Source organism: Maribacter sp. 1_MG-2023, assembly GCF_030547005.1.
In the GTDB taxonomy this organism is placed as follows: Bacteria; Bacteroidota; Bacteroidia; order Flavobacteriales; family Flavobacteriaceae; genus Maribacter.
In genome coordinates, this window is the sequence record NZ_JAUOPN010000004.1 from 109,585 (window position 1) to 123,784 (window position 14,200).

The 14,200-nt window shown below is 35.5% G+C and carries 10 protein-coding genes; 1 reads left to right on the forward strand and 9 read right to left on the reverse strand.

Annotated elements, in window-relative coordinates:
• Positions 1–65: 65 nt before the first annotated feature.
• The 4 genes from Q4500_RS06560 to ruvB all read right to left on the reverse strand — a co-directional run bounded on the left by Q4500_RS06560 (position 66) and on the right by ruvB (position 5,911).
• Positions 66–2,360 (reverse strand): NADP-dependent malic enzyme, encoded by a 2,295-nt coding sequence (locus Q4500_RS06560; RefSeq protein ID WP_303598907.1) that lies wholly within the window; start codon positions 2,358–2,360, stop codon positions 66–68.
• Between the two features lie 117 nt (positions 2,361–2,477).
• Complete coding sequence (locus tag Q4500_RS06565) at positions 2,478–3,797, reverse strand: MFS transporter (protein WP_303598908.1); 1,320 nt, start codon at positions 3,795–3,797, stop codon at positions 2,478–2,480.
• Between the two features lie 168 nt (positions 3,798–3,965).
• The gene (gene queG / locus Q4500_RS06570) at positions 3,966–4,886 is read right to left on the reverse strand and encodes a tRNA epoxyqueuosine(34) reductase QueG (RefSeq protein WP_303599034.1); all 921 of its coding nucleotides are present in this window, start codon (positions 4,884–4,886) and stop codon (positions 3,966–3,968) included.
• Positions 4,887–4,888: 2 nt separating this feature from the next.
• Positions 4,889–5,911, reverse strand: a complete 1,023-nt coding sequence (gene ruvB, locus Q4500_RS06575) for a Holliday junction branch migration DNA helicase RuvB (RefSeq protein ID WP_303598909.1) — start codon at positions 5,909–5,911, stop codon at positions 4,889–4,891.
• A 130-nt stretch (positions 5,912–6,041) separates the two neighbouring features.
• Here ruvB and Q4500_RS06580 point away from each other — a divergent pair, with 130 nt between their 5' ends.
• Complete coding sequence (locus Q4500_RS06580; RefSeq protein WP_303598910.1) at positions 6,042–8,306, forward strand: acyl-CoA dehydrogenase; 2,265 nt, start codon at positions 6,042–6,044, stop codon at positions 8,304–8,306.
• On the opposite strand, the gene Q4500_RS06585 is transcribed toward Q4500_RS06580, so the two are convergent.
• The 5 genes from Q4500_RS06585 to Q4500_RS06605 all read right to left on the reverse strand — a co-directional run bounded on the left by Q4500_RS06585 (position 8,303) and on the right by Q4500_RS06605 (position 14,200).
• On the reverse strand, positions 8,303–9,130 hold the full coding sequence (locus Q4500_RS06585) for a DUF2807 domain-containing protein (protein ID WP_303598911.1): 828 nt from the start codon (positions 9,128–9,130) through the stop codon (positions 8,303–8,305). The genes Q4500_RS06580 and Q4500_RS06585 overlap by 4 nt on opposite strands.
• A gap of 133 nt (positions 9,131–9,263) precedes the next feature.
• Positions 9,264–11,093, reverse strand: coding sequence for a cbb3-type cytochrome c oxidase subunit I (locus Q4500_RS06590; RefSeq protein WP_303598912.1), 1,830 nt, complete (start codon positions 11,091–11,093; stop codon positions 9,264–9,266).
• A gap of 61 nt (positions 11,094–11,154) precedes the next feature.
• Entirely contained in the window at positions 11,155–12,258 is a 1,104-nt protein-coding gene (locus tag Q4500_RS06595) for a cytochrome c oxidase subunit II (protein ID WP_303598913.1), read from the reverse strand.
• 31 nt (positions 12,259–12,289) lie between these two features.
• Complete coding sequence (locus tag Q4500_RS06600; protein ID WP_303598914.1) at positions 12,290–13,624, reverse strand: quinol:cytochrome C oxidoreductase; 1,335 nt, start codon at positions 13,622–13,624, stop codon at positions 12,290–12,292.
• 15 nt (positions 13,625–13,639) lie between these two features.
• Positions 13,640–14,200, reverse strand: a complete 561-nt coding sequence (locus tag Q4500_RS06605) for a cytochrome c (RefSeq protein ID WP_303598916.1) — start codon at positions 14,198–14,200, stop codon at positions 13,640–13,642.

The window sequence follows — 14,200 nt, forward strand, 5'->3', positions numbered from 1 at the left end:
AAAATTAAAAAGGGAAAGAAGTATGTCTACCTATTTCCCTGTTTGAGTTATTATTTAATTAAATATTATTTTGAACCTTTAGCTTTCTTGCGCTTTTCACGCTCTTGAGCATCAATTACAGCTACTGCTGCCATATTTACTATTTCGTCTACACTGGCACCCAATTGCATAATATGAACCGCTTTTCTTAAACCGACCATTATCGGACCGATAGATTCTGCACTGTTCAACTCCTTTAAAAGCTTATACGTAATATTCGCCGATTCTAAATTCGGAAATATTAAAGTGTTTACTTTTCTACCAGCTAGCTTAGAAAATGGGAACTTACTCTCATGAAGTTCTCTGTTCAAAGCAAAATCCATTTGTATTTCACCATCAACCACCAAATCAGGTGTAGTTTCATGAAGAATACGAACTGCTTCTCTAACTTTTCTAGCATTAGGATGCGTTGAAGATCCAAAGTTAGCATAGCTTAACATTGCTAATACAGGATCAAAACCGAAATTAGCAGCGACGTTAGCAGTCATTTGCGCAATATCTGCAAGCTCCTCAGCATTAGGCTCTATATTAATAGAAGTATCCGCTAAAAACAATGGACCTCTATCGGTGATCATAATATTCACCGTTGCTACTTTTTTAACTCCACTTGCTCTACCAATAACTTCTAAAATTGGTTTTACTACCGTAGGGTAAGCTCTTGAGTAACCAGAAATCATTCCGTCTGCATCGCCTTCAAGAACCATCATCGCTCCAAAATAATTACGCTGGCGCATTTTTATTTTAGCACTGTAAAAAGTTACTCCGCTTCGTTTACGACTTTCCCAATATTTAGTAGCATAACGAATGTGACGTTCATCGAACTCCTTTGAGATAGGATCGATAATTACTAAGTCGGCATCGAACTCTAATTCTTTCTTCAATTCAAGAATAATATCTTTTCTACCCAAAAGAATAGGAATAGCAATACCCTCTTCATGAACTATTTGTGCTGCTTTTAAAACATCTAAATGATCAGCTTCAGCAAATACTATTCTCTTAGCATTACTACGTGCTCTACCATGTAATAATCGAACAACTTTATTATCGTTACCCGAACGAAGCATAAGTTCTTCTCTATATTTATCCCAATCATCGATTGGAGCTTTGGCAACACCACTCTCCATAGCCGCTTTAGCTACTGCAGGTGGTATTTCATATATTAATCGCTGATCAAAAGGCTTAGGAATAATATATTCCTTACCAAATGTTAATCTTGTTTCGCCATAAGCTATATTCACTTGCTCAGGTACAGGTTGCCTTGTTAAATCTGCCAAAGCTTTTACTGCTGCCATTTTCATAGCCTCGTTTATTGCTGTAGCCCTAACATCTAAAGCACCTCTAAATATAAATGGAAAACCAAGTACGTTGTTTACTTGATTAGGATGATCAGATCTTCCCGTTGCCATTATAATATCTTTTCTGGTAGCAACTGCTAAATCGTAAGCTATCTCTGGATCCGGATTAGCCATTGCAAATACAATAGGGTTCTTAGCCATAGACAGTAACATATTTGGAGTTACTACATTAGCTATTGAAAGACCAACGAATACATCGGCATCAACCATCGCTTCATCAAGCGTGTTAATTTTTCTATCGGTAGCAAATTCCTTTTTAGCTGGCGATAAGTTATCTGCATCTTTTCTAATGACACCCTTACTGTCAAGCATTACTATATTCTCTGCCTTGGCACCAAATGCTTTATACAATTTAGTACATGAAACAGCCGCAGCACCCGCACCACTGATAACGATGCGCACTTCATCCATTTTCTTATCAGAAATTTCTAAAGCATTTAATAAAGCCGCTGCAGAAATTATAGCAGTACCATGTTGATCATCATGCATTACAGGAATATCTAACTCCTCTTTTAATCTGCGTTCAATTTCAAAAGCTTCAGGGGCCTTTATATCTTCAAGATTAATTCCACCAAAAGTTGGAGCAATCATCTTTACAGTTTCAATAAACTTATCTACATCTTCAGTATCCACTTCAATATCAATACCATCGATATCAGCGAAAATCTTAAAAAGAAGACCTTTACCTTCCATTACAGGTTTTGATGCCTCAGGACCTATGTTTCCTAATCCTAAAACAGCTGTACCATTAGAAATAATGGCAACTAAATTACCTTTAGATGTGTATTTATATGCGTTTTCCTTATCCTTTGCTATTTCTAAGCATGGCTCTGCCACACCCGGCGAGTATGCCAAAGCAAGATCACGTTGTGTACTATATGGTTTTGTGGGTACTATTTTTATCTTACCAGGCTGTGGTTTTGCATGATAAATAAGTGCTTCTCTTCTTAGCTTTTCATTACTCATACTCTTCTATTTAAAAAAACAAATTTAAAGGTATTCTGTAAGAAAGTGTTAAGCGGATCCGTAATTATATAAACAAAATAAATTCTTCTATTTTATTGGCATAAAGTAGCATAGCAATTATAATTCAGATGCCCTTTCTTTATTTGGGACATTAAGTCGTAATGCCAGAAAACCAGAGATTGCAAAAAATGCTCCAGCAAACAACATGGCATTAATAGCATTGTTATCAAGCAGATATTTATAAATAGGACCAAAAGTTAATGTCTCAACACCCATAGGGATTACTATCATCATATTTAAGATACCCATATAAACCCCACGTCTTTCTTGCGGAACTACTTTAGAAACCATAGTATAAGGAATACCCATCATTGCCGCCCAACCAATACCAAAAAGTACCATTGGCACTAAAACCATAATTGGATCTGTGATATACGGAATCGAAAATAATGAAATAGCAGTACCGAACAAACTTAATGCATATATTTTTTTACCACCGAATTTCAATGTCAAAGGCACCAAAGCCAAAGCAACCACCATGGTAACTATATTATAAGTTAAACTCATTTGTGCAGATTGAGAAGCTGCCTCACCTGTTGAGTAGCCCATTGTCAATTTAAACAGCGGTGTAGTATACTGCCAGTAAATAAATAGTGCATACCACTGAAATAAATATACTGCCCCTACTCTCCACATAAATTTGGGCATTTTTTGTATAGATTCTCGAATTTCTTTAAAGGGTAAAGCAATGCGCTCAGTTAACGGTTTAGCTTTTGCATTGTTAATCGCGGTCAACTCTTCTGATGAAGGGGGAATTTCTGGAGTCTTTAAAACTGAATAAAGGATAGTGGTAATGGAAAGAATTGCACCAATATAAAATGAGTAGTACAACCAAGTAGGTATCGTTCCAGCAACTTCAACAGATTCTCCTCCAAATAAATATTGGAATAATACTATAGATCCATTAGCTAAAAGTATACCTGCACCTACAAACAAACTTTGCATTTGATAACCTAAACTCAATTGTTTCTCAGGGAGTTTATCACCAACAAAAGCTCTATAAGGCTCCATCGCCATATTATTACCTACATCAAGAATCCAAAGTAAACCAACAGCAAACCACAAAACGGGACTCGTTGGGAAAGCGAATAAACATAAACTACCTAAAATAGCACCAATTAAGAAAAAAGGCTTTCTTCTACCCCAACGTTCTGACCACGTTTTATCTGAAATAGCTCCAATTATAGGCTGTACGATTAAACCTGTTACTGGACCAGCGATATTTAAAATAGGAAGCATATCTTCTGGGGCACCTAGATATAAAAAAATAGGATTTATGGCTGTTTGCTGTAACCCGAAGCTATACTGGATTCCTAAAAAACCAACATTCATATTAAATATCTGCCAGAAACTAAGACTAGGTTTATTGAACTTCATGTACGATGTCTATTATTTAATTGATGATACATTTTAGTACATTCTCACAAAAGCTATAGTATTATTTCGGAAAACGTAATTTTGAACGACTACCAATATAATATAATTAAGACTGTTCTAGTGCATTACTATTCAGAAAAACGAACGAAAACGATTGAGAAATTTTAATTATTTCAAAAACTCAATATTTCTTGTAAGTCCGTCGAACTTCGTTCGCTTCACAGCAGATTTTTTGAACACTTTTTGAAAGACATCGACCGTAATTTCTTCCCAGTCTTTTTTAGTCATACTAAGTAAGTCTGGATTAGGGTTGAATAATGGTTCGTTATGAGGTTTCGAAAACCGATTCCAAGGGCAAACATCTTGGCAAACATCACAACCGAACATCCAATCATCAAAAGAGCCTTTCATCTCGTTTGGAAGTTCATTTTTCAACTCAATCGTAAAATAAGAAATACACTTACTACCGTCAACCACGTATGGATCAACAATTGCCTGTGTTGGGCAGGCATCTATACAAGCGGTACAGGTACCACAATGATCGGTTACCGCATGGTCATATTCTAAATCTAAATCAACTATTAACTCTGCTATAAAATAAAATGAACCTACTTGCTGGGTTAGTAGATTACTGTTTTTACCAATCCACCCCAGTCCACTTTTTGCTGCCCATGCCTTATCTAATACCGGAGCAGAATCTACAAAAGCACGACCATTGACCTCTCCTATTTCCTCGGTAATAAATTCTTGCAACCGTCTTAGTTTTGTTTTGATTATATGGTGATAATCTTGACCATATGCATACTTAGAAATCTTGTAAGAATCATCGGTTTGCGTTTCCTCCGGGTAGTAATTTAATAGTAGAGAAATAACCGATTTGGAGCCTTCGACCAATAATCGAGGGTCTAATCTTTTATCGAAATGATTTGCCATATAGCTCATTTCGCCATTCATATTTTTATTGAGCCACTTTTCTAACCGAGGTGCTTCTTCTTCTAAAAAATCTGACTTGGATATACCGCATGATAAAAAACCGAGGCGTTTGGCTTCGGTTTTTATACTATTTGTCCATTTATGTTTTATGTCGATACTCAAAATAAGCCAGGTTGAATTCCTCCTTTTATCCTTCCTAAGTGTTTGTAGGCCAATTCGGTTACTTCACGACCACGAGGAGTTCTCATAATAAACCCTTGCTGAATTAAAAAAGGTTCGTAAACTTCTTCAATAGTTTCTGCACTTTCAGATACTGCCGTTGCCAAAGTGGTTATACCCACAGGCCCGCCTTTAAACTTATCGATTATAGTGGTCAGAATTTTGTTATCCATTTCATCTAAACCATGTGCATCTACATTTAATGCCTTTAGGCTAAATTTTGATATTTCCATATCAATAGAGCCATTTCCTTTTATCTCGGCAAAATCACGCACTCTTCTAAGTAACGCATTACAAATTCTAGGTGTCCCTCTACTTCTACCGGCAATTTCTATGGCTGCATCTTGTGAAATAGGTACACGTAAAATTTCTGCACTACGTTCAACAATTGTAGAAAGTAATTCAGTAGAATAATATTGAAGCCTACTCTGAATACCAAAACGAGCACGCATTGGTGCTGTCAATAATCCTGAACGGGTGGTTGCACCAATTAAAGTAAACGGATTCAAATTTATTTGAACAGACCGCGCATTCGGCCCAGATTCTAGCATGATATCAATCTTATAATCTTCCATTGCAGAATATAAATACTCTTCTACAATAGGGCTTAATCTGTGAATTTCATCAATAAACAAAACATCTCGCTCATCTAAGTTGGTAAGCAGTCCAGCTAAATCGCCTGGCTTATCCATAACCGGACCTGATGTAATCTTAATCCCTACCCCCAACTCATTGGCAAGAATATTCGCCAAGGTAGTTTTACCCAAACCTGGAGGACCATGAAACAAGGTATGATCCAATGCCTCACCTCTTCTATTTGCTGCTTCAACAAATACCTTAAGATTCTCAAGTACTTGTTCTTGACCTGTAAAATCGTCAAAATTTATGGGTCTTAATGCTCTTTCAATGTCTAGCTCCTCATTAGAGAAACCATCAGCAGATGGGTCTAAATACTCGTTCATACACTAACAAAGATAGACAAACACAAGATAACATTAAACCTATACCAGTAGCTAATTGAATTTATCCGAATCACTAAATGAAGCGTTAAATACATATAAGAAATCTAACTAAATATTGTAATTTCATGGCATGACAAAAGAAAATTATACTGCACAAGTTTTACAATATATTCCTGTTTTTTATATTATCTGGTCAGATGACCTGCTCTCGGCTTCAGAAATAAATGTCGTTAATTATGCTATTTCTAACGATAACACATTATCTGGCGATGATAAAAAACAACTTAAAACATGGATGAATGTCAAAAATCCACCAAAGAACGAATTATTTAAGTCTTGGAAACAATTGATTATCAATAGCAATGTAAAGTTGATAGAGCATGAAACATATCCGCTTACGGCGTTCAGTCAAAAAGTAGCATCGCATTATCATAATGACATCTTATTCAATGATCAAATTAAAGAGATTGAAATAAACTTGGGTATTCAACCCAATCATTACAATCATTTATTTGATGTACATATTGATTTAGAAAAAAAATCTTCGCAGTATTCGGCACAAGTCATAGATACTATTTTAAAAGGAGCACATGCCGAAGCTATAGATTCTTTTAGATCTGTACTTAACGATTCTATATTTTCATGGGAAGTTAGACGTGACAAAGAAGAATTTAGAAATCATGTTTTAAAACAAGTAGAATTTCTAGCGGATAAAGGTTACGGTGCAATGGCTTACCCAAAAGAATATGGCGGCACCAATGATATGGAGGGTTATGCTACCATTTTCGAAAATATGATGTGGGCAAATGGAAGCTTAGCTATAAAATTTGGCGTACAATTTGGATTGTTCGGAGGAAGCATTCAAAAACTGGGAACCAAAAAGCACCATGATAAATATTTAAGCGATACAGGTAAGGCCGAACTATTAGGATGCTTTGCCATGACAGAAACCGGACACGGATCTAATGTTCGCGGAATAAAAACTACCGCAACCTACAATAAGAAAACTGAAACTATTGTCATACATACTCCAGGAAAAAATGACAATAAAGAATATATTGGCAATGCTATACATTCAAAAATGGCATCTGTTTTTGCCCAACTCATTATTAATGGTAAAAATGAAGGCGTTCATGCGATTCTAGTACCACTTAGAAATGAAAAGCATGAGCTACTACCAGGTGTAACTGTTGAAGATAATGGCTATAAGCTCGGGCTAAACGGTGTTGATAATGGCAAGATCTGGTTTAACCAAGTTGAAGTACCCAAAGAAAATTTACTAAACAAGTACGGAACCATTTTAGGTAATGGAGAATACTATTCAGAAATTAAAAATCCTAACAAACGATTCTTTACCATGCTGGGTACTTTAGTAGGTGGTAGAATTTGTGTTGCGAGAGCAGGTTTAGGCGGAGCCAAATATGCGCTGACCGTAGCTATCAAACATGCATTAAAAAGAAGACAATTTAATGATAGTGTAAAAATACAGGAAGATTTATTGATGGATTACCCATCTCAACAATTACGTTTAACTCCGCTAGTTGCAAGTGCATATGTGTATCATATTACATTAGATAAAATGATGAGGCTTTACTGCGATGAATCTCAACCTGATAAAAGACAAGTTGAAACGCAAGTAGCAGGACTCAAATCTATTATTACCTGGTATGCCAACGATACTATTCAAGAATGTCGAGAAGCCTGTGGTGGTAAAGGCTATTTGTTAGAAAACAGAATAGCAAACCTAAAAGGCGATGTAGATATATTCACCACGTTTGAAGGTGACAACAATGTACTCTTACAACTAGCTGCAAAAGGCGTACTTTCAGATTTTAAGGCTGAATTCAATAGCGCTGGCTTTTCCACCGTACTAAAACTGTTAAGCTCTCAACTAAGCAATAAGCTTTCTACTATAAATCCGCTATATACGAACAAAACGGATAAAGACCATTTATACAACCCCAAGTTTCATGTTCATGCCTTTGAGCTCAGAACGAGAAGACTTACCTATACCATCGCTATGCGAATTAGAGGGTATATTAAAAAGGGAATTCCGTCTTATCAAGCATTTTTAAAGGTTCAAACTCATTTAATGACACTTGGTAAAGCATACAGTGCTGAACTGGCTTATAAATCATTTATAGAGCATACGAGCACAATTACTGACCCCAAGTACAAAGCCCTATTTGAAAAATTAGGCACTTTATATGCACTTTATGAAATAAGAAAAGATGCTACTTGGTATTTAGAGCAAGGTTACATTAGCGGAACAAAGTCGAAAGCAATACGTCAACGTGTAGAACGCTTATGTACCGAACTGAGACCGCATTTAAATAGTCTTGTAGATGGTTTTGGAATACCTAAACATTTGATGACAGCACCTATAGCGAATTAGTTTCGTTCTTTTTCTAATCGCGATGTATCTAGAAAGTCTAAAATAGTAATTTGTGGTTCACCATATAGTTTTGTTCTAGTACCTCCTTTTGAACTAAGCTGTAATGTTTTTAGTGCTCTAACTTCAACATCTGGTGAATCTTCAGTAACGAGAAGTACATAGTTTGCTTGTAGGTCAGCTGCTTTTAAAGAGCTATTACCATACATTTTAGCCATTAAGTAGTCTGCATTACCCTCAACTTTCGCAGAAGCATTTTTATATATGTAGATATTATTGCTCGCACCGGTAGAATACAATTTTACATCTATTCTATCCTTTAAGGTAAGATTCAATGAATCACTGGCTAAATTAAAATCACCAGAACTTATTTCTTCCATTGTAATATCCATGATATCGGCAGTAGCGTTGAGTTCTAATCTAGAAGTGCCAAAAGTTTGTACTCTTAGGCGATTTGTAGAAATAACGTCTTTCATACTAATTTTACCATTAAGCATCTTAATACTACTTAGTTCTTGAAAGAAGATAGTAATACCAAGTTTCTTCTTTGACGTTATATTATAGAATGATGATATTTTAAGAACACCATCGTCAACATTAAATTTAAGAACATCCAATAAATTATCGTCTAATTCTAAAGCATAACCTTCAGTTGTAGACTTCTGAATTACGATATCTAAATCATCGACTAATTCAATCGCTGTAAAAGGTTCTAAATCTTCTCGTACTTCAATGACATTCTTATTCCCCTTTATCTTTGGTTTACGTTGAGAGAAACCATTGACTGAAATAAACAATACAATAACAAGTAGGGCGAACTTTTTCATAATCTAAACTTCTATTTAAAAATTGAAGGTATTTAATTTTATGTAATAATAAAACAACTTAGCAATATCTTAAGAAGATTGCAAAAAAAAGCCCAACTATTACTAGTTGGGCTTTTATATAACTTAATGAAGCTTAATGATTCATTTCTTCTTCATTTTCCTGAAGTGGTATATGTTGTGGTATGTAATCTTGACCTGGAATGTAATATTCACCATTCTCATCAACCTTACTATAATCATAAGACCATCTATGAACTTCAGGTATCGGGCCAGCCCAGTTACCATGAATATGCTTCTGTTCTGCAGTCCATTCTAACGTATTAGATTTCCAAGGATTAACTGGACCAACCTTACCATAGAAAACACTATAGATAAAGTTTGCAACGAACACTAATTGAGCAGCACCTGCAATAATAGCAAATACGGTCATTAATACTTGTATATCTGCTAGCTCATCAAACATTGGAAACGCCGTGTTTTCATAATATCTTCTTGGTACACCTGCCATACCAACAAAATGCATTGGAAAGAATACACCGTAAGCAGCAACCGCAGTTACCCAAAAATGGACATAACCTAAATTTTTATTTAAAAGCTTTCCTTCAAACATTACAGGGAACCAATGGTACACACCAGCAAACAAGCCATATAATGCAGAGATACCCATTACTAAGTGGAAGTGAGCTATTACGAAATAGGTATCATGAACATTAATATCTAATGTACTATCTCCTAAAACAATACCTGTTAAACCTCCTGTAATAAATGTAGATACAAAGCCAATGCTAAATAGCATTGCAGGATTTAATTGTAGGTTACCTTTCCAGAGCGTTGTTATCCAGTTAAATGCTTTTACCGCTGATGGTATCGCAATTAATAAAGTTGTAAATGTAAATACAGATCCTAAAAATGGATTCATACCAGAAATAAACATATGGTGACCCCAAACAATCGTTGAAAGAAAAGCAATTGCAAGTATAGAAGCAATCATAGCACGGTAACCAAAAATAGGTTTACGCGCACTAGTAGCCATAATCTCAGACACTAATCCCATTGCTGGTAAAATCACAATATACACCTCTGGGTGTCCTAAAAACCAGAATAAATGTTCAAATAATACTGGCGAACCACCTTGATAATGTAAAACCTCACCTTGAATAAATATATCTGAAAGGAAGAAAGAAGTACCAAAACTTCTGTCCATAATCAATAATAATGCTGCAGACAATAAAACTGGGAAAGAAACTACCCCAATAATAGCTGTCACAAAGAATGCCCATATAGTTAAAGGCAATCTTGTCATTGACATTCCTTTAGTTCTTAAGTTGATAACCGTTACGATGTAGTTCAAAGATCCTATAAGAGATGATGCAATGAAAATCGCCATTGAACTTAACCATAAAGTCATACCTAAACCAGAACCAGGTTGTGCCATTGGCAATGCACTTAAGGGTGGGTAAATTGTCCACCCAGCTGCTGCCGGACCTGCTTCAACAAATAATGAAATAACCATTACTACCGCTGAAACAAAGAACAACCAGAATGATACCATATTAAGGAAACCAGATGCCATATCTCGAGCACCAATTTGCAACGGAATCAATAGGTTACTAAACGTACCACTTAAACCTGCAGTAAGTACAAAGAATACCATGATAGTACCATGCATTGTTACTAAAGCCAAATAAACATCAGCATCCATAACTCCACCTGGAGCCCATTTTCCTAAAAGAGCCTCAAATATTGGAAATGCCTCACCTGGCCACGCCAATTGCATTCTAAATAATAATGACATTGCAATACCAATAAAACCCATTATCAATACACCCGTTATAAGGTATTGTTTGGCAATCATTTTATGGTCTTGGCTAAAGATGTACTTTGTTACAAAAGTTTCTTTATGATGATGTCCATGATCGTCGTGTGCGTGATCATCTACATGTGCATGTGCTGTTGCTGACATAATCGTAATCTTATTTTTATTAATTTTCTTATTATAGCTTTGTTGACTTGAGTATAAAAAACTACTCTCCTATTGAAACTGAACTTACAGTATTAAATGCAGGACTAGCTTCGTCTTTCATTACCGTCTCGGCAAATGTTGACTGACCTTTCATCCATTCATTATACTCCTCTTCTGTTTCTACGATTATCTTCATCTGCATATTGTAATGAGATTTTCCACAAATCTTATTACAAAGCAAGATATAATCAAATTCCCAAGGATCAATCGCCTCTCCTGTTCTAACAGCTTTCTCTGCACGTAGCTTATTAGTTCTCTTCACCTTATCCACAACATCTTCATTCATTCTCATTTCTTCAGTCGTGTAAATCGGCGTAAAAGAGAATTCGGTAATCATACCTGGTACACAGTTCATCTGTGCTCTAAAGTGAGGCATATAAGCAGAGTGCAATACATCTTGAGAACGCATTTTAAAATTCACTTTTCTACCAACTGGTAAATGCAATTCTTTAACAATAATGTCATCGTGCGCATAAGTATCAGCTTCATCTAAACCTAATATATTTGCTTTATCGATATCGATCATTCTAACATTAGCACCACCTAAAACATTATCTCCACCACCATATCTAGCAGTCCAGTTAAATTGTTGTGCATAAAGCTCTACAATCAAAGGATCATCTTCATCATTAACATCCATAATGGTTGTCCAGGTGTATAATCCCCAAAGAATAAGACCGGCTAGTACAATTACAGGTATGATTGTCCAGATGAACTCTAGACGATCATTATCAGCGTAAAACAAAGCTTTTTGACCTTTTTTACCAGAATACTTATAACCGAAGTAATGTAATAATGCCTGTGTTAACGTCTGTACTATAAAAATAATTACCATCGATACTAACATTAAGCTATCATACTCTTCACCATGAGCAGAACCAGCTTCAGGTAGTAAAAATTTACCGTACTTCCAGAAACTGAAAATTGTAATTCCGTAGATGAATACCAAGAATGCGAATAACATGTACCCGTTATTCTTATTATCGCTATCCGTTGCTATTTGGTGCTGTTCTGTTTTAAGCTGAGATAATTCAAATATTTTAGTCAACTGCCAAATGGCAATGGCTACAAGAACAAGTACAGCTAAAGTTAATAATGTCGTCATTGTATATATAAATGTTATACTTACTTAATTACTAGTAATGAAAGTGTCTACTTTCTTCAATAAAAGGATTTCTTTTTGGTTGCAGCGGTTGTGTTGAAATCGCTCTGAATATCCAGAATATAAATAGACCTGCAAAAAATAATACAGAACCAATTTCAGGTATACCAATATACCAGTTATCACCAACAGTAGATGGCATAATGGCGTTAAAGATATCCATATAATGACCTGCCAGGATTACAATACCTGTTAAAATTACGAACCAATTGATTCTCTTATAATCACTATTCATCAATAATAGCACAGGAAATAAAAAATTCATAGCTACCATACCAAAGAAAGGCAATCTATAATCTGCAATTCTTGTTACGTAATACGTTACTTCTTCAGGTATGTTAGAATACCATATTAACATAAATTGAGAGAACCATAAATATGTCCAGAAGATACTAATACCGAACATAAATTTAGCCAAATCATGAATGTGACTATTATTAACGTCTGGCAAATGACCTTTAGATTTCAAGTAGATAGTTACCATTGCAATAACAGTAATACCCGATACGAACATACTAGCAAAAATATACCACCCGAACAATGTACTAAACCAGTGTGGTTCAACACTCATAATCCAATCCCAAGACATTATAGACTCAGATATAAGATAGAATACTAAGAAACCAGCAGATATTCTAAAATTCAATTTAAAATTCGAATCATCATCTGACGCATCTTGAGCAATAGATAGTTTTCTAGAATACTCTCTATATCCAATCCAACCAGCTAAAAATATAGCTGCTCTAATTAAGAAGAACGTAGGATTTAAATAACCAGCTTTACCTTGAAGTAGTGCATCATGAGCTACTACAGTTTCATCCATCCAAATGAATAAGTGATTCATATGTAGTACAGAAAGAAGTAATATTACAAATACTATAATTCCACCAGGAACCAAGTAAGCAGTAATCCCTTCCATTACTCTAAATAACAACGGAGACCACCCTGCCTGCGCAGCACGTTGTATAGCATAAAATGCCAACACCCCTAATGATATCATAAAAAAGAAAAATGCTGCAACATATAATGCCGCCCAAGGTCTATTCTTTAATTGATCTAACAAATGCTGATCATGAGAAGAATCGTGTTCTTCACCATGAGCTTCAGCAACAGCATGATCATTTTCATTCGTTGCATGTTCTGCTTCTACTTCATGGGCATCACCATGACCTCCGTCATGACTTGTAACCATTTCTTTCGCCTCTGCTATAGTTCCAGGAGCCATAACAAATCCTCCAAGGATTCCTAATGCACCTACTATCATTAGAACGAAGGAAGCTATTTTAAGTCTATTTGAAAACGTATACATAGTATTGTTTACCTATTATTTGGTTAAATCTTGTTTCAGTGTCATTACATATTCAGATACTTGCCACATCTCTTCAGTATTCATTTGAGATGCGTAAGAACCCATAGAATTCAATCCGTAATGAATTGTATAATATGTAGATCCTACTGTCAAGTTTCTCACTGGGTCTGCGTAACTAGGCACCCCTAATATCTTTTCTCTTTTTACAAGTGTTCCTTTACCATCACCTTTATCACCGTGACAAATTGCGCAGTAAATGGTATATAGTTGACCACCTTTAGCCAATTTAGCTTCAACATTAATTGAATCTAAAGGGCTACTTTGTAATCTTGATAATTCTTTCCCTTCAGGTGAATTTTCAATTTCATAAGGCAACCAACCTCTATTAATAGTATTCGCAGGTGGCAATATGGCCTCTGATTGATTTGGCAATAAGTCTGCCTCACCATAAGTTTCATAACCAACAGACTCATACATATTGGGCATGTACTGATAATTACGAGAACCTTTACTCTGACATGAAGTCACTACGATCGCTAAACCGTATAGTATTGCTAATTTCTTAAAACTGTTCAT